The organism is Egicoccus halophilus, assembly GCF_004300825.1.
Taxonomy (GTDB): domain Bacteria; phylum Actinomycetota; class Nitriliruptoria; order Nitriliruptorales; family Nitriliruptoraceae; genus Egicoccus; species Egicoccus halophilus.
The window spans coordinates 1966497-1981635 of the sequence record NZ_CP036250.1 but is presented as its reverse complement, the minus strand read 5'-3'; the positions used below and the strand labels follow the sequence as shown (position 1 = coordinate 1981635).

The following is a 15139-nucleotide window of genomic DNA, read 5'->3' as shown; positions in this document are numbered from 1 at the left end:
TCGGCCGAGGCCCCGTCCCACCGATCAGCGGCGACCTCGCCCCACCGGTCAGCGGCGACCTCGCCCCACCGGTCAGCGGCGACCTCGCCGACGCACCTGCGGCGGCAGGATCGACACGTCGGCGGCGGCGAGGCGGTCACCGCGTTCACCGGCGGCCAACAGGCCCCGGACGGCCGAGCCGCCGACCACGACGACCTCGGCCACGAACGCCAGCAGGATCCCGAGACCCGCGAGCTCGGCGAGCAGTGCGACCTCGAGTGCGCTCCGTGACAGTCCGAGGACCAGCCACGCACCCACCACGAGGCCGGCGATGACGGTCAGCTGCCGGCGCAGGCGTCGGGCGGTGCGGGACCAGTCGACGATCGGCGCGGCGTCCACCGGCGTCCGATGGGCACCGGGGGGCACCGGTCGGGGATCGGTTGCGGTCACACGGACGCCTCGTCGACGGGTCGGCGGAGGATACCGGCACAGGCCGTCGACCCGCGGTTGCATCGCAGACGGCCCGCCGCGGCCCGGCACGCCCGCGCGACGGCGACGGGGACCACGCCGTGGCACGGTCCCCGTCGACGAGCGGACGCGACCGTCAGCCGCGGGCCTTCTCGATCAGCGCGATGGTCTCCCGGTCGAAGGCCTCGAGGTCGTCAGGCTTGCGGCTGGTGACGAGCGGGCCGGGGCCGTTGTCGTCGACGACGACCTCCTCGTCGACCCAGGTGCCACCGGCGTTGCGGATGTCGGTCTGCAGGCTCGGCCAGGAGGTCAGCGTGCGACCCCCGACGCAGTCGGCCTCGACCAGCGACCAGGGGGCGTGGCAGATGGCCGCCACCGGCTTGCCGGACGCGACGAAGTCCCGCACGAACCCGACGGCCTGCTCGTGCATGCGCAGCTGGTCCGGGTTGGCGACGCCGCCGGGCAGCACCAGGGCGTCGAAGTCGTCCACGGAGACGTCGCCGACGAGTTCGTCGACGTCGAACGTGTCCGCCTTGTCGAGGTGGTCGAATCCCTGGACCGGCCCGTCGCCGGTCGAGACCAGGACCGGCGAACCACCGGCCCGCTGGATGTCCGCCCAGGGCTGGGTGAGCTCGACCTGTTCGACGCCCTCGGTGGCGACGAGGAAGGCGACGCGGGCACCGTCGATGCTGGCCATGTGGTGGCTCCTTACGGTTGGGTACGAAACGCTTTCGACGGCCATGGTCGGCACCGGCTCCCACCCCGGCCCCGGCCGTGCCTGCACGAACGGTTGTGACAGCCCGACGATCCCCCTGAACGGTCCCCACCGCGGTCACCGGCCCGGTGGCCCCCGCCGTACGCGCCCCGAGCTCGACCCGACTCACGCCCTGTAGCCGATTACCTCTCGAGTTCGAGGCGGCCGGTCGACGTAGCTCGGCATGGCTGCCTACGAACTGACCGACGAAGCGTGGGAACTGGTCTCCGACCTGTTCGACCCGCCCGTCCGTCGCGGACCCCGCGCATCCGTGCCCCGCCGCCAGATCGTCGAGGCGATCCTGTGGCTGGCCCGGACCGGCGCGCAGTGGCGCGAGCGGCCTGACCGGTACGGGTCCTGGTCGGCGGTGTGGTCGCAGTGGCGACGGTGGCGTGACAAGGGCGTGTGGGATGAGGCGATGCGCCGCCTCGACGCCGCCGTCCGCGAGGCGGAAGGTCGCGATCCGCAGCCGAGCGTGGTCATCATCGACGCACAGACCACCCGCGGGTGGCGTGCCGGTCCGGGATTCCACGAGAAGGGCGGCGCTGGCGGCCGGACCCGCGGCACCAAGCGCAGCATCGTGGTGGACACATTTGGACTGCCGGTCGCGGCCCGCGCCGACTCCGCCCGGCCGCACGACAGCCGGGCGGGCAAGCTGTTGCTCGACGATGCGCTCCCGCATCTCCCGCGTGTGGGGCTGGGTTTGGCCGATCGCGGCTACCGCGCTGCTGGCCATCACGTCGCAAGCACACAGGGGTGATGTTCGAGGTGCGCGGCTGGGACGAACGCCCGCCGGAGGGGTTCAAGCCGATCAAACCGATGTGGCGTGTGGAGGACTGCTTCGCCCGGCTCGGTGCGTGGCGACGGCTGTCGCGCTGCTTCGAAGGGTCGCAGGCGGGTGCGACCGCGTGGCTGCAGGTCGCTTGCATCGGGCTGCTCGCCGGACGGCTGCGCTCACGCCAACTCGCCTTCGCCGCCTGAGGGGCAACGGCGCGGGACTGCCGTGTCCCCCGGTGTGATTGCGTTGAGAAGAAGTCACACCTCGAGCGGGTCATCACGGCGGTTGTGCACAGGTAAGTTCATCGCCTGCACTTGACTTCGTTCAGCTTCTACACTTACGCTCATGAAGCGACGTGACCTCATCAGACAGCTCCGCGACGCGGCCAACGACGCGGGTCTTGAGTTCGCGTCGTTGCGCAACGCCGGCGGTCACGAGGTCTTCTCACTCGACGGCCTACGCATCCCGATCCCGAACCACCGCGAGATCGCCGAAGGCACCGCCCGATCGATCATGCGGCAGGCGGCAGCCAAGCTCGGAGAGGAGTGGTGGAGGTGAGCACCTACCGCGTCACCGCAACCCGTGACGGCGACTGGTGGTCGCTCGTGGCGTACGACGTCGAGGGCCGCGAGGTCGCCTCGCAGTCACGCCGGCTCGACCAGGCGGATGCCGCGATCCGCGAGGCCATCGCGCTGGTCCTCGACATCGACGGTGATGCGTTCGAGGTCGACATCTCCCCGGACCTCCGTCGCGTCGACGTGTCCGACGACACGCTCGAGGCGCTTGAGTTGCGTCGTGCCCTGGCCGAGCTGAGCGACCGAGCGCGCCGCCGGACCCCTGCCGCGGTCGCCGAACTCCGGGCGGCGGGGCTGACCGTGCGCGATGTCGCGCAACTCCTCGGCGTGACGCCGTCGCGGGTCTCCCAGATCGAGAAGCAAGATCACCTGGCGAACTCCGCCTAACGCCCGCATCCGCACGGTCCATACCGGCGGTTCATGTCCACACGGGGGCGTCGGAGGACGGATGATCTTCACGGCTCCACCCGCGTCGTGGAGCACTTCCGGCGTACCCGCGCTCATGAACCAGGCGGGCTCGGTCGCGTGGGGACGATGCCGGTGCGGCCTTGCCACGACCCGTGCTCCTCCAGGCAGCGGAAGCGCAGGGTGGTGAACTCGCGGTGGAAGTCCACACGGCGGCGCTCCTGCATCGCCTCGATGTGTCGGTGGGCGCCGGGGGCGTCGGACCGTCCCGCGACCATGTCGGTCATGGCTTGCGCACTGCGCCACACGGTGAAGGTTGACACCGTCCGCGGTGGTGCTCCTGCGGCGAGGGCGAGCACCTGTCCCGGATCGTCTCGCACCTGGGCCTCGACCGGGCGTCCCCAGCGGATGAACCGTGGGACCTGCGGCAGCTTGAGCCGGGCGAGGGTCACCGCTACGACGGGTTCCGATGGGTCGTGATCGCCGGCCTGTGCCAGGAGACCGTCGAACGCGGCGACGTGGCCCCAACGTCGGAGGAACTCGAGCCGCACGTGCCAGCCCTTCGCCCAGCGTCGACCCACGGCGTCCTCGGCGAGCCACGCGTCGAGGTCGTCGAACGACTCCCACGCCGCGAACAGCGCGACCCGACCCGGACGGAACCGTCGCGTCGAGACGATCGGCGTGCCGAGCTCCATCGCGGCCATCGGCTCGGCACGGTGGAGACCAACTGGCTGCGTCCGCGACCATCGTTGCAGCAGCAGCCGGACTGCGGTCAGGGTTGAGGTCTCGAGCAGGTGGAAGCTGAAGGCCATCGTTCAGTCCCCCGTGGGGTGGCGTCGAAGGCGGTAGCGGAGCCGCAGGAGTTCGAGCGGTCCGAGGTCTAGCCGGTGGTCGCATCGCACGGAGCCGTCGCGTCCGGCGGACAGCGCGAACCGCTCGTGCAGCGGGACCCGGCGCGCCCACCCCTGGTCGGCCGCCCCGGGCCGCACCACCAGGTAGGCGCCGTCTTCGCCGAAGCGGCCTCGTTTTGAGCTCAGCACGAGGCCACTGTCGGGCGTCGCCTCGGGACGCAGGAACACCGTCAAGCTGCCGTTGGGCAGCGGGAAGACCACGCGCACCGATGGGCCGGCAGCGCCGGGCAGCGTGCACGCGCCGTAGAAGCCGCCGAACACCGTCGCGCCGGTCGCCCGCAGGGTGCGCTGCCAGACCGTGCCGAGGTGGTCGCCGTCGGGGGCGACGATCGCCGCGACACGGCTGTCCATCCCCTGGGCCACGTCCAGAGGATCGAGTGGGAGACTCAGCTGTCGCAGCCGGCGCGCGAACACCGCGTTGATGAGCCTCCCGCCCGGCTCGGCCCAGCGCGCCCACCGCGACGACACATCGACCGACCACGCGGCCGTTGTCTCGTAGAAGGCCGCGATATGCGGCGACACGGCGGCGACGTCGAGCGACGGGGTCAGCGCTGCGAACCTCGGCAACAGTCCTTGCTCCGGTCCCTCCACCACGTCCGCCCGGTGACGTGCCGCGTGCGCCTCGACCCACCGGTCACCGATGCCTCCGGGGTCGCCAACGGGACCGTCGAGCCACCCCTGCCCGCCGACCAGGTCGACCCTTCGCCCGGTCGCGATGACCCACCGCTGCGTGACCCGGTCGACCAACGACCCCCGAAGCTCGACTCGTCGCATGGTCACCCCCGCCCCGATCCTACGTGGACTCTGGAACGGGCTGGACCCAGCCCCCCATCGTCAGGAGCAACGCAGAGCCGGCGTTCACGATCCGCATCACCACGCCCGTGTCGCCTACTCGAGATTGAGGTGCCAGGGGCGGCCTCGCTACTGTCCGACGTTCCGTGATACAGTACCGGCATGAGTGATCTCATCTCCGTACGACTCGACGACGAGGCACAACGTGCCCTTGCCGAACTCGAGGCCACCGGCCTTTCCCGCTCTGAGGCGGTCCGACGTGGCCTGGTCGCCGCCGCCTTACGGCTACGCGACCGGCAGCGCCTCATCGACGAGGTGGCCGAGCTCGCCTCGGATGAGGCCGACCGGATGGAAGCAGCCGAGGTGGCGGCGATGATGGAGGATCTCCGTGCGGCGCGGTGACGTCTTCCGGCTTCGCCTGGGACGTCGCCAAGGGCACGAGCAATCTGGCGTCCGCTACGGCGTGATCGTGCAATCGGATGCCCTGATGCGGTTGTCGACGGTGCTGATTGCGCCGACCTCGACTGCCGCACGAGGGGCTTCGTTCCGCCCCGAGATCGAAATCGACGGAACCATAACGCGCGTGCTGGTGGAGCAGATGGGTGCTATCGACGTGAGCAGGCTCGGCGACCAGCGCGGCCACCTCTCGCCCGAGGAACAGTGGGGTGTCGACCTCGCCCTCGAGACCGTCCTAGACCTTCAGTAACAAACGCCCGCTATGCCAATGGACACGCCGGTGGTGGATGATGACCTACCCGCGCCAGTTGCATCGTTGAGGGGGATCCATGCGTTCTGGAGCAGGTCGCGCGGCGAGGCGTCTGGTCGTTCACGGCCTCGGACGAACCTGCGAGCTGTTTGATGACGTGCTCTACCGTCCCGCCGTGGTGAAGGCCACCATGTGGATGCCCCGGTGGTGGGAGTGCGAACTGGCCAAGCTCTCGGCTGCTTTGGACGAGCGCTGGGAGATCGGCTGGTGGACCGATGGCATCCCCCACGGAACCTGCGAGATCTGCGAGCGCCGTGCGGCATGGCTCGAGTTCGAGCACGCAGTCGGCTGCATCGACGTCTGCGGCTGGTGCCCCGCCCCGCCGTTCAGCGAGGCCCGGTCGGAGGACGAGGCCTTCTCGCTCGCCCGGCAGCGCTCGATCCGATGGTCCTGGCAGTGGCCGAAGTCGAGCGAGCACACGCTCTGACCAACGGCGCTCGCGCCTGCTGCTCGTCGAGAAGTAACGCCCGGTTGCCGACGGTCGATGCGGTGGTTGTGCACGCGTCGGAGCGTTCACCTGTGACCGGTGGCGGTACGGTGCCGGGAGTTGGTACCGACGCGGGAACGGCAGGAGCGGTGATGGCTTCCGGAGCCGTAGGTACCACCTTCGCGCCGTTCGCGAGCCGCCTCGTCATGCTGGCTCAGACGTTCCCGCTACCCGTCTTGTTCGGAGCGGTGGTGCGATGCCGCTGGTGGCAGCCGGCGCCCCTGAGGCTGGTGTCGTGGTTGCCTTGGCCGTCGCCCTGACTTGGGTCGCGGCCACCTGGAGGATTGCCTTGTCACGCCAGGACGGCGAAATCGAGGTGCGCAACCTGTGGTCAACGCGGCGTATCGCGAGACGAGACGTCGATCGGATCGGCAGGGCCGACAGCCTGCCGTGGTACTGGCCAGCCTCGGGTTCCATCGTTCCGATGCTGGAGGTCCAGTTGCACAGTGGCGCCGTCGTCCGACTCCACGCCACGGCGTTGCCGGGGGTCCACCGACGGCAGGACGCTGCTGAGTTCGTTTCGACGGCGCTAAAGATGTCACCTCAGCGGCTGCACGAGTACGTCCATCCTCGGTCATAGCGCGTGAGGTGTCAGCAGTTGTGACCGCGACGGTCTGTAGCGCCCGGAGATGCGAGGGCGGTGGTGTAGGACCGTGCGGAAACGCCCGCACTCGGTAGGGCTTTCGTGGTCGCCGTGCTGTGACGGAGGCGTCTTGTGCGGAGGTGCGTAACGCGCGAGGTCGCTCGTGCGTGTACTCGTTGAGGGACACTCCCTGACTGGACCGGAGGCGCGTGGTGGGTGAGGCGCTTGAAGCGCAAGAGCGCTTCTGCGCGGCTGCCTGGCCACGGCTGGTCGGCGCGATGGCGCACTACTGCGGTGACGTGCACGTGGCCGAAGAGCTGGTCCAGGAGGCACTGTTACGGGCGTGCCGCCGCTGGTCGCACGTGTCGACGTTGGAGTCGCCGGAAGGGTGGACCTACCGCGTGGCGGTGAACCTGGCCAACAGCGCCTGGCGTCGTCGACGAGCCCAGCGGCGCGCCCGTGAACGGCACGGTCCCTCGGGAACGGTCGTCGATCCCGACCCGGTGGAGGATCAGTTGTGGGTCCGCTCCGCGCTTCGCGAACTCTCTGTCGAGCAACGGGAGGCCGTGATCTTGCGCTACCTCCTGGATCTGTCGGCAGAGCAGGCGGCAGACGTGCTTGGCACGACCCCAGGTGCGGTACGGGCGAGGACGCATCGGGCGGTGGAGCGGTTGCGCTCGCAGCTGCGACCGAGCTCGGTGACAACAGAGGAGATCTCCGATGGTCAGTGATCTCGAGGAGCTGCTGCGCGACACGGCACCGCAACCGACCCGGCCACTCGATACGGGAGCGCTGGTGCACCGTGCCCGGCGGCAGGTGCTTGCGGGCCGGCTCGCAGCGGGGCTCGGTGGTGTCGCGGTCCTCGTGGCGGCGGTCCTGCTCGTGCCGTCGGTCGTCGGGATCGACCAGGAGCTTGAGATCGCCGAGCGACCCAGCGAGCTGCCCACCGGCGAGCGATCCGATGCTGAGCAGCTCTGGAACCGGACCTACGTCTCAAGCGAGGTGATCGAGAACGGCACACCTCGCGACCTGGTGGATGGAACCAGCATCGAGCTGACCCTCCAACGCGAACCACCCGTGCGCGACGCCGACGGCGGACAGCTGGTGGATCCAGACGCAGACGGGTTCGCGACCTGGCAAGCGGGCTGCAACCGCAGCCATTCTCAGCTCTACCTCACCAACGGCCGCTTCGAGTTCGGCGGTTTCGGCCACACGACTCTGATGCTCTGCACGAGCGACGAACAGGACGCACAGGACCGGTGGGTTGATGAGTTCTTCCGGTCCGGTCCGGCGTGGGAGCTACGTGACGGACGTCTCGTACTCAGGGCCGGCGGACTGACCCTCGCCTTCCGCGAGACACCTGGTGCCGGCGCCGCCCCGACCGCAGGAGCAGCAACCTCGTCGGCGGCCATGCCGTTGATGAAGGTCGATGGCTGGCGAGAGGAGTTGCAGCCGGCAACGGTCGTCTCCGTCCTCGAGATCGCGTTCGATCGTCAGACGGCCGAACGCGCCTGGCAGGACAACACCCCAGCAGGGCTCGCGAACGTCGCAGGTACCCCGACAGACCCCGGCATCTACGCCACGTTGGAGGATGTCGATTTCGACACCCACGCGCTCGCTGTGTGGTCCTCGCGGCAATGGTCCGATTGCCCCGGGTGGGCAGCCGATGTCGAAGGTGACGGCAGTTGGCTCGAGGTCAGGCGAGGGGTCGCTGCTGCAGACGGTGTCATCGAAGACAACCCCCACGAGAACTGCTCTGGCCACCAGGTGCCCTACCGGATGCTGATCGCCGTAGACCGCGAACGCCTCCCCGATCCCGGGCGGCTGCCGATGCAAGACCTGACCGGAGTGTCCGTCACGAACTATCCCGCCGAGCTCGACCACACCACCGCAGAGCGTGCCCCTGACGCTGGCACGGCAGCCGAGCACTGGCCGGTCGAACTGATCTACACGTTCCCGAATGCCACCCCCGAGACCGAACTGCGCAGGCGGTTCCGTGGCACCTCCTGGGCAGCATGGACCATCGAGTCGAACGTGACCGACGACGGTCCCCTCCCGTCAGGTCAATGGTCCTCTCCGGGAGGTCCAGGTTTCGACACTTCCGACACCTGGGTCGACGACCGCACCCAATGGCGAGGAGTCTCAGCAGAACTGCACCCCGAATGGCGAACCGCGGTCGGCCTCGTCCAGCGTGTCGTAGTTCCCCTCGACCAGATGCCCGGAGGGCAAGACTTGATCGCCTCGCTCGGGCTCACACAGGATGAGGTCGAGGCCTACGCAACCCCGAACGTGGCTGGATGTGACGGCCCGCTCGACCTCTGCGCCCCAGACGACGCCAACGCCGCACGAGGGATTGCTCACCTGGCCACGGGGTTCCCCCTCTTTGCAGAGGAACGCTACGACGGGCGCGATACCAACGTGTGGCTCATCGCCGAACACTTCGCGTTCAGCGACGACGCGGCGCCGTTCAACGAGGGGCCGTAGCAGCACCGTCCGAGACCGAGACCCAGACGCGAGAGCAGATGCCGACCCCAGGTAGGCACAACGCCCGCTATGCCAATGGACACGCCGGTGGTGCGGTACGCCAGCTCGAAGACGTGCTCGGCGTGCGGGACCAAGAACGAGCAGATGGCTCGCGAGCCGGTCTTCTGGTGCGCGGACGAGCAGTGTGGGCACCGCCATGACCGCGACGAGAACGCCGCGGTCAACCTCGCACGCTGGACCGCCCTAGTCGAGAACCAGGAGGAGACGCTGCCGCTCGTAGCGGCCGCCTGATCCACGCACGGGTCCTCACCCGCAGGTAGCGGGGACGCGCCGATGGAGCATCCGGCTCTGGCACCACCCTCGCGGGCGGTGCGAAACCGGAAGCGACGAAGTCGGAAGGGCCGCATCTGACACCGGTGCGGATCCCACGGGAACCAAACCACCGCTACCGGCGGTCAAGGGGAACCCGCTGTGACCGAGGTAATCGGCTACAGACCGTCAGAGCGTCGGGTCCCCGAGGTCGAGTCGCAACGTCGTGAGCACGCGGGTGATCTCCCCGTGCAGCGCCTCGACGTCCAGGGGCAGCCGGACATCGTGCTGCGGGTACAGCTCGGTCGCGGACGTGTCGGTGGTGCTGACCTGCCAGCCACGTTCGAGCAGGTACTCCCCCAGCGAGAACGACCAGGTGAGCACGATCGCGTCGTGGTAGTCGTGCAGCATGAAGGTCAGGTGCCGGTTGAACGGCAGCGTCCACATCCGGCCACCGCGTCGTGAGAACCCCTGCGTGCGGAAGCCGAGCGCCTCGAGCTCGTCGTCGAAGGTCCCGGGTGCCCCACCGTTGCCCGACATGCGTCGCTCCTCGCCGGTGCGGTGCACGCTACTCGGATCGCCGGGGACGACGGCTTAGGCTGCTCGGCATGTCCCTGCGCCGCTGGCCCGTCCCACTCGTCGCCCTGCTGCTCGTCGTCGGCGGCTGCTCGCCGCCCGGCGACGCCGGGCAGGACGACGCGGTCGCCGAGCTGCGTGCGGAGCTGGCCGCCCGCAGCGAGACCGAGACGGCGCTGTCGGCACGCGTCGAGGCGCTCGAGTCCCAGCTCGACGGTCTGCGGGGCGACCGCTCGGCGGACGAACGGCTCGAGCGGACCGACGCGTCGTTGCGCTCGCTGGCCGAGTCGATCGCCGCACTCGACGAACGGCTCGAGCGCGAGGTCCGAGCGCGCGAGACCGTGGCCGAGGACGCGGCCACCGCGGCATCCGACCTGCGCGCGACGCTCGCGGACCTGCAGGGGCGGCTCGACCAGGCGCAGGGCGAGACCGACGAGTTGCGCACGTTGTACGCGACCCTGCGCGACCGGGTCGACCGGATGCAGCAGGGCTGACGGGGCGCACCGGACGTGCTGCCCTACCATCGTGGCCGTGTCGACGTCGCACTCGTCCCGTGATGCCGGTCCCACCCGTGTCGGTGGGCGCTATCTGCTGCGCGGGGAGCTCGGACGAGGCGGGATGGCGACGGTGCACCGGGCCGTCGACGAGGTGCTGGAGCGCGAGGTCGCGGTCAAGCTGCTGCACGCCCATCTCGCCACCGACCCGGCCTTCCTCGACCGCTTCCGCCGGGAGGCCCGGTCCGCCGCCGCACTGGCGCATCCCAACGTCGTCGCCGTCCACGACTGGGGCGAGACCGACGATGGCGCCTACCTGGTGCTGCAATTGATCGAGGGACCGTCCCTGCGGGAGGTGCTGCGCCGCCGGGGTCGGCTCTCGCCGTCGCAGGCGCTGGGGGTGCTCGCCCCCGCCGCCGCCGGGCTCGGCTCGGCCCACCGCGCCGGTCTGGTCCACCGCGACGTGAAGCCGGAGAACCTCCTGCTGAGCGGGGACGGCCAGGTCCACGTCACCGACTTCGGACTCGCGCGCGCGGCTGCGAGCGCGACCTCCACCTTCGGGGCGGACGTGCTGGTCGGCTCGCCGCACTATCTCTCCCCCGAGGCGGTCCGTGGTCGGCCACTGGATCCGCGCGCCGACGTCTACGCCCTCGGGGTCGTGCTGTTCGAGTGCCTGACCGGGCGACCGCCACACGAGGGTGACTCGCCGTTCGCGACCGCGGTCGCGCACACCTCCCAGCGGGTGCCGCCACCGTCCACGCTCGTACCGGGCATCCCGCCGGAGCTCGACGGACTGGTGGTGGCCGCGACGGCACACGAGCCCGACGAGCGCCCCGAGGACGCAACGGTGTTCGCCCGGGAGCTCGCGCTCGCCGTCCCGGGTGGCATGGAACCGCTGGCACTCGACGGGCTGCTGGGCGACACCGTGGTCCCGTCCCGCCCGGCAGCGCGGGGCAGCACCGTCGCACTCGCGCCCGGCGATCCGACCACCGTCGTCAGCGGCCGACCGGGGCCGCCGGCGCCGCCCGGATCGACCGGGACACGACGGATCGACGATCGCGACGTCGACGTCGCGGCGTCCACCCGGACCCACCTCGACGACGTCGGCGACGAATCCGCGGACGACGTCGACCAGGGTGTCGACGACGGCCCGGGGGGGCGCAGCCGGGGCTGGCTCGTCCTGCTGGTGGTGCTGGCGCTGCTGGCCGCCTCCGCCGCGGGTGGCTACCTGGTGTGGGACCGGGTACTGGCCCCGGTGACCCCGATCCCCGTCGTGGTCGGTGAGGCCCACGGCGCGGCCGTCGCCGACCTTGAACAGGCCGGCTTCGACGTGCGTGTCGCCCAGGACCGACCCAACGACCTGGAGGTGCCCGCCGACCACGTGCTCGATCAGGACCGGGACGGTGACGCCCGCCGGGGCGCCACCATCACGCTCGTGCTGTCCGGTGGTCCCCGCCAGGTCACCGTCCCCGACGTGGTGGGTGACACCCGCGAACTCGCCGAGCAACGCCTCGCCGACGCGGGCCTGCGTCCACAGACCACCGAGGCCCACGACGAGCAGGTCGCCGCCGGGCTCGTCGTGCGGACCGATCCGGCGGCTGCCGAGGTCCTCGACGAGACCAGCGCCGTCACCCTGACCGTGAGCCTCGGTCCGGAGCCGATCGACGTCCCGGACGTGCGTGGGCTCGACGAGGGTGCCGCCGCGGCCGAACTCGACGGCGCCGAGCTCGGCATGGCGATCACCGGGCGCGTCCACGACGTCTCGGCACCCGGCACCGTCGTGCAGCAGGACCCACTCGACACGACCGCTCACCGCGGGGACACGGTGGACGTCGTGGTGTCCCTGGGCCCGGCACCGGTCGAGGTCCCCGACGTGCGCAACATGCTGGTCGACGAGGCCACGATCGTCCTCGAGGAACTCGGCCTGAGCGTCGAGGTCGACCGACGGGGTGGCTTCGGGTCCTGGCTGCGACCCAACCGCGTGTTCGAGCAGGACCCCGGCCCCGCGAGCGACCTGCTACCCGGCGAGACGGTGATCCTGTACGCCTACGACGAGTGACGGCCACCGGCCCCGCGTGACGCGGCGGTGCGTCAGCGGTCGGACCCACCGATGGCCGGCGCGGACGACGCGCGCTCCCGCGCCACCTCCACGTCCCCGCCGCGAGCGAGCCAGCCCTGCAGCTCGAGGTCGGACACGGCCAGGTCGGGATGCGTGTCGCCCGGGAACGTGTCGAGGACCTCGATGCTGACGGCCGAGGTCAGGACCGGCTCGTCGAACTCGACGGCCTGCGCGGCCAGGCCCTCGTCGAGCAGGTTGACGATCACCACCGCGTCACCGTCCAGCGTCAGCTGTGCCCGCTGGATCCGGGCGTTGGCCGCGTAGGCATCGGCGTCGCGCTGGTCGCCGTTGCGCAGCACCAACCGGTCGACCCAGCCGGGTTGCTCCAGGACGAGTTCGATCCGCTCACCGACGCCGTGCTCGGTGTCGGCGGCGGCGCCGTCGGAGTTCCAGGCCGTGGTCGGGTCGTCGTCGACCATCTGCGCGGCCGTGTAGACCTCGTTGCCCTGCGGCGGCAGGGTGGTCAGGGTCGCGATCTCGGCAACCGGCAGCCGCACCGGTTCGCCCGGGTAGCCCAGCGGGTCGAACTCGACCGCCGGGACGGTCGTTCCCGGCGGTCCGAAGGGCCCGGCGCCAGCCACCGCGACGCCAGCGACCGCCGCACCGACCACGCCGAGCAGGGCCAACAGCGGGCCCAGACGGGAGCGGCGGACCTCGTCCTCCTCACCGGGACGGCCGGAGGTCGCGCGCCCCGCGTCGGCACGTGGCAACGACGCGCCGGAGTCCAGGTCGGCACCGCAGCGGCCGCACAGCTCCCGCTGGACGCTGTTGGGCCCGCCGCAGCTGGGGCACGGCCGCAGCGCCGCGCCGTCACCGTCGACCCCGATCGCGATGCCGGGCCGGGCGGCACGGTCGAGTTCCCCGGTGGTCTGCTCCTCGGTGCTGCGGCGACGAGCGCGCCGTCCCGAGCGGTCCGGGGACGACCCGCTCCCGCGGGTGTGGCCCCGTCGCCCGCCGTCGGCGTCACGGCCGCCGTCGAGCACGCCGGTGTCCCCGGAGGCGGTGTGCTCGGCCGTGGCGTCGGCCAACGCCACGCCGCACGCGCGACAGAACCGTGCACCGGCGCCGGCCAGCGTGCCGCAGTGCTGGCACGCCACGCGGTCGGTGGCCTCACCGGCGTCGCTGGTCACGGGATCTCGCAGAGCCGCGGGCAGAGGGAACGGGCGCGCCGGGCCTCCGGACGGGTGGGCGCGCACCCACTGATCGACAGCCTAGGCGCGGCGGCAGCGACTCGCCGCGCACGCCGGCGTGCGGGTGCGTGGACCGAGCACCCACCTCACCGAGGCGCTGCTACGCTCCCGTCCATGCCGCACACGACGTATCTGTTCTGGTTCCAGGGCCGGGTGTTTCCCGGGCCCGGGATCGGGCGTGCTGCGGTCGGCCACTAGCACCACCACCGCACCAAGACTCGAAGCCCCGGGGACGCCGCCTCCGGGGCTCAGACGTTTTCGGAGGTGGATCCAGCGACCGGGGAGCGGGTCAGTGACCAGAGAGGACACCACGATGGTCGTGGTCATGCGCTCCGGCGCGAGCGACACCGACGTCGACAAGGTCGTCAAGGCGATCGACGAGCTCGGGGGCGACGCGTTCGTCTCCCGCGGCAAGCACCAGACGATCATCGGACTCGTCGGCGACCTGACGCAGTTCACCGAGCTGCCACTGCACGCCTTCCCGGGCGTGGAGGACGTCATCCGCGTCAGCAAGCCCTACAAGCTCGTCAGCGTCGAGACCCATCCGCGTCCGTCGACCGTCTGGGTCGGGGACACCCCCATCGGTCGGGACACGGTCACGTTGATCGCCGGTCCCTGTGCGGTGGAGACCGAGGACCAGACCGACGCCGCCTGCCGAATGGCCAAGGAGGCCGGCGCGTCGATCCTGCGGGGCGGCGCCTACAAGCCACGCACGTCGCCCTACGCCTTCCAGGGACTCGGCGAGGCCGGTCTCGACATCCTGCACGGGGTCTCGCGCGACATCGGTCTGCCGTTCGTCACGGAGGTCGTGACCCCCGCCGACGTGGAGACGGTCGCGGCCAAGGCGGACATGCTCCAGGTCGGCGCCCGCAACATGCAGAACTTCCAGTTGCTCAAGGAAGTCGGGATGGCCGGCAAGCCGGTACTGCTCAAGCGGGGCCTGACCGCCACCATCGACGAGTGGATCATGGCGGCCGAGTACATCGCCCACACCGGCAACCTGCAGGTGGTGCTGTGCGAACGGGGTATCCGCACCTACGAGCCGATGACCCGCAACACGCTCGACGTCTCGGCCGTGCCCGTCGCCCAGTCGCTCACCCACCTGCCCGTGGTGGTCGACCCGTCGCACTCCGGTGGCAAGCGGGACCTGGTGCTGCCGCTCACCCGTGCGGCGATCGCTGCGGGTGCGGACGGGATCATCGTCGACGTCCACCCGCGCCCGGAGCTCGCCCTGTGCGACGGGCCGCAGGCGCTGGTGCGCGACGACATCCTCCCGCTGCGCGAGTCGGTGACCCGGTTCGCCGGCGCCATGGGACGCGAGGTCGCCGCGCCCAACGTCGACCACCGCAGCGGCGCCTGGGGGCGCTCCGCCTCGGCGTGAGCCCGCCGACGACGACCGGCCGACCGCTGTAGTCGGCCGGTCGTCGGCCGACGCGGACCGGCGACGCGTGTCGCCCGGGCACGTGCCC

Annotated in this window: 19 protein-coding genes; 13 read left to right on the top strand and 6 right to left on the bottom strand. The window is 70.9% G+C overall.

Features of this window, described 5'->3' with window-relative positions; genetic code table 11:
• Positions 1 to 72 precede the first annotated feature (72 nt).
• Both ELR47_RS08820 and ELR47_RS08815 read right to left on the bottom strand, forming a co-directional pair.
• Positions 73 to 429: a hypothetical protein gene (locus ELR47_RS08820; protein WP_130649567.1), complete on the bottom strand. Its 357-nt coding sequence runs from the start codon at positions 427 to 429 to the stop codon at positions 73 to 75.
• A 154-nt stretch (positions 430 to 583) separates the two neighbouring features.
• Positions 584 to 1144, bottom strand: coding sequence for a type 1 glutamine amidotransferase domain-containing protein (locus tag ELR47_RS08815; protein ID WP_130649566.1), 561 nt, complete (start codon positions 1142 to 1144; stop codon positions 584 to 586).
• Between the two features lie 241 nt (positions 1145 to 1385).
• On the opposite strand from ELR47_RS08815, the gene ELR47_RS08810 reads away from it, so the two are divergent.
• The 4 genes from ELR47_RS08810 (at position 1386) to ELR47_RS08795 (ending at position 2941) form a co-directional block, all read left to right on the top strand.
• Positions 1386 to 1961 carry an IS5 family transposase gene (locus ELR47_RS08810; RefSeq protein ID WP_130649565.1) on the top strand — a complete coding sequence of 192 codons (576 nt, stop codon included), beginning with the start codon at positions 1386 to 1388 and terminating at the stop codon, positions 1959 to 1961.
• Positions 1958 to 2182 carry a hypothetical protein gene (locus ELR47_RS08805; RefSeq protein WP_130649564.1) on the top strand — a complete coding sequence of 75 codons (225 nt, stop codon included), beginning with the start codon at positions 1958 to 1960 and terminating at the stop codon, positions 2180 to 2182. The genes ELR47_RS08810 and ELR47_RS08805 overlap by 4 nt, the downstream gene beginning before the upstream one ends.
• A 142-nt stretch (positions 2183 to 2324) precedes the next feature.
• Positions 2325 to 2537, top strand: a complete 213-nt coding sequence (locus ELR47_RS08800; protein ID WP_130649563.1) for a type II toxin-antitoxin system HicA family toxin — start codon at positions 2325 to 2327, stop codon at positions 2535 to 2537.
• Positions 2534 to 2941, top strand: a complete 408-nt coding sequence (locus ELR47_RS08795; RefSeq protein WP_130649562.1) for a helix-turn-helix domain-containing protein — start codon at positions 2534 to 2536, stop codon at positions 2939 to 2941. Before ELR47_RS08800 ends, ELR47_RS08795 begins: the two co-directional genes overlap by 4 nt.
• 113 nt (positions 2942 to 3054) lie before the next feature.
• On the opposite strand, the gene ELR47_RS08790 is transcribed toward ELR47_RS08795, so the two are convergent.
• Together ELR47_RS08790 and ELR47_RS08785 are read right to left on the bottom strand one after the other, a co-directional pair.
• Positions 3055 to 3771, bottom strand: coding sequence for a hypothetical protein (locus tag ELR47_RS08790; protein WP_130649561.1), 717 nt, complete (start codon positions 3769 to 3771; stop codon positions 3055 to 3057).
• A gap of 3 nt (positions 3772 to 3774) precedes the next feature.
• A complete protein-coding gene (locus tag ELR47_RS08785) occupies positions 3775 to 4650 on the bottom strand; it encodes a hypothetical protein (protein ID WP_130649560.1) in 876 nt (291 codons plus the stop codon).
• 174 nt (positions 4651 to 4824) lie between these two features.
• Between ELR47_RS08785 and ELR47_RS08780 the strand changes: the two genes are divergently transcribed.
• The 6 genes from ELR47_RS08780 to ELR47_RS08755 all read left to right on the top strand — a co-directional run bounded on the left by ELR47_RS08780 (position 4825) and on the right by ELR47_RS08755 (position 9273).
• Positions 4825 to 5064, top strand: a complete 240-nt coding sequence (locus ELR47_RS08780; RefSeq protein WP_130649559.1) for a hypothetical protein — start codon at positions 4825 to 4827, stop codon at positions 5062 to 5064.
• Positions 5051 to 5368 carry a type II toxin-antitoxin system PemK/MazF family toxin gene (locus ELR47_RS08775; RefSeq protein WP_130649558.1) on the top strand — a complete coding sequence of 106 codons (318 nt, stop codon included), beginning with the start codon at positions 5051 to 5053 and terminating at the stop codon, positions 5366 to 5368. Before ELR47_RS08780 ends, ELR47_RS08775 begins: the two co-directional genes overlap by 14 nt.
• Before the next feature lie 157 nt (positions 5369 to 5525).
• Positions 5526 to 5855, top strand: a complete 330-nt coding sequence (locus tag ELR47_RS08770; protein WP_130649557.1) for a hypothetical protein — start codon at positions 5526 to 5528, stop codon at positions 5853 to 5855.
• 855 nt (positions 5856 to 6710) lie between these two features.
• On the top strand, positions 6711 to 7229 hold the full coding sequence (locus ELR47_RS08765) for an RNA polymerase sigma factor (protein ID WP_165403961.1): 519 nt from the start codon (positions 6711 to 6713) through the stop codon (positions 7227 to 7229).
• Positions 7219 to 8982, top strand: coding sequence for an META domain-containing protein (locus tag ELR47_RS08760; protein ID WP_130649555.1), 1764 nt, complete (start codon positions 7219 to 7221; stop codon positions 8980 to 8982). The genes ELR47_RS08765 and ELR47_RS08760 overlap by 11 nt, the downstream gene beginning before the upstream one ends.
• Positions 8983 to 9051: 69 nt before the next feature.
• The gene (locus tag ELR47_RS08755; protein ID WP_130649554.1) at positions 9052 to 9273 is read left to right on the top strand and encodes a zinc ribbon domain-containing protein; all 222 of its coding nucleotides are present in this window, start codon (positions 9052 to 9054) and stop codon (positions 9271 to 9273) included.
• Between the two features lie 207 nt (positions 9274 to 9480).
• Here the strand turns inward: ELR47_RS08755 and ELR47_RS08750 are convergent, their stop codons facing one another.
• A complete protein-coding gene (locus tag ELR47_RS08750) occupies positions 9481 to 9831 on the bottom strand; it encodes a hypothetical protein (RefSeq protein ID WP_130649553.1) in 351 nt (116 codons plus the stop codon).
• A 68-nt stretch (positions 9832 to 9899) separates the two neighbouring features.
• Here ELR47_RS08750 and ELR47_RS18300 point away from each other — a divergent pair, with 68 nt between their 5' ends.
• Together ELR47_RS18300 and pknB are read left to right on the top strand one after the other, a co-directional pair.
• Positions 9900 to 10361: a hypothetical protein gene (locus ELR47_RS18300; RefSeq protein ID WP_165403959.1), complete on the top strand. Its 462-nt coding sequence runs from the start codon at positions 9900 to 9902 to the stop codon at positions 10359 to 10361.
• Positions 10362 to 10392: 31 nt separating this feature from the next.
• Entirely contained in the window at positions 10393 to 12420 is a 2028-nt protein-coding gene (pknB, locus tag ELR47_RS08745) for a Stk1 family PASTA domain-containing Ser/Thr kinase (RefSeq protein WP_338031004.1), read from the top strand.
• A gap of 32 nt (positions 12421 to 12452) precedes the next feature.
• Here pknB and ELR47_RS08740 read toward each other — a convergent pair whose 3' ends face one another.
• The gene (locus ELR47_RS08740) at positions 12453 to 13610 is read right to left on the bottom strand and encodes a zinc ribbon domain-containing protein (RefSeq protein WP_130649551.1); all 1158 of its coding nucleotides are present in this window, start codon (positions 13608 to 13610) and stop codon (positions 12453 to 12455) included.
• Positions 13611 to 13983: 373 nt separating this feature from the next.
• On the opposite strand from ELR47_RS08740, the gene aroF reads away from it, so the two are divergent.
• Positions 13984 to 15051 carry a 3-deoxy-7-phosphoheptulonate synthase gene (gene aroF, locus ELR47_RS08735; RefSeq protein WP_130651287.1) on the top strand — a complete coding sequence of 356 codons (1068 nt, stop codon included), beginning with the start codon at positions 13984 to 13986 and terminating at the stop codon, positions 15049 to 15051.
• The last annotated feature ends 88 nt before the right edge of the window (positions 15052 to 15139 follow it).

What these genes read in the sequence shown, in the direction of transcription:
- ELR47_RS08815 (WP_130649566.1), bottom strand. Translation starts at nt 1,144, where the DNA reads ATGGCCAGCATCGACGGTGCCCGCGTCGCCTTCCTCGTCGCCACCGAG.
- ELR47_RS08810 (WP_130649565.1), top strand. Translation starts at nt 1,386, where the DNA reads ATGGCTGCCTACGAACTGACCGACGAAGCGTGGGAACTGGTCTCCGAC.
- ELR47_RS08800 (WP_130649563.1), top strand. Translation starts at nt 2,325, where the DNA reads ATGAAGCGACGTGACCTCATCAGACAGCTCCGCGACGCGGCCAACGAC.
- ELR47_RS08790 (WP_130649561.1), bottom strand. Translation starts at nt 3,771, where the DNA reads ATGGCCTTCAGCTTCCACCTGCTCGAGACCTCAACCCTGACCGCAGTC.
- ELR47_RS08780 (WP_130649559.1), top strand. Translation starts at nt 4,825, where the DNA reads ATGAGTGATCTCATCTCCGTACGACTCGACGACGAGGCACAACGTGCC.
- ELR47_RS08760 (WP_130649555.1), top strand. Translation starts at nt 7,219, where the DNA reads ATGGTCAGTGATCTCGAGGAGCTGCTGCGCGACACGGCACCGCAACCG.
- ELR47_RS08755 (WP_130649554.1), top strand. Translation starts at nt 9,052, where the DNA reads ATGCCAATGGACACGCCGGTGGTGCGGTACGCCAGCTCGAAGACGTGC.
- ELR47_RS08750 (WP_130649553.1), bottom strand. Translation starts at nt 9,831, where the DNA reads ATGTCGGGCAACGGTGGGGCACCCGGGACCTTCGACGACGAGCTCGAG.
- ELR47_RS18300 (WP_165403959.1), top strand. Translation starts at nt 9,900, where the DNA reads ATGTCCCTGCGCCGCTGGCCCGTCCCACTCGTCGCCCTGCTGCTCGTC.
- aroF (WP_130651287.1), top strand. Translation starts at nt 13,984, where the DNA reads ATGGTCGTGGTCATGCGCTCCGGCGCGAGCGACACCGACGTCGACAAG.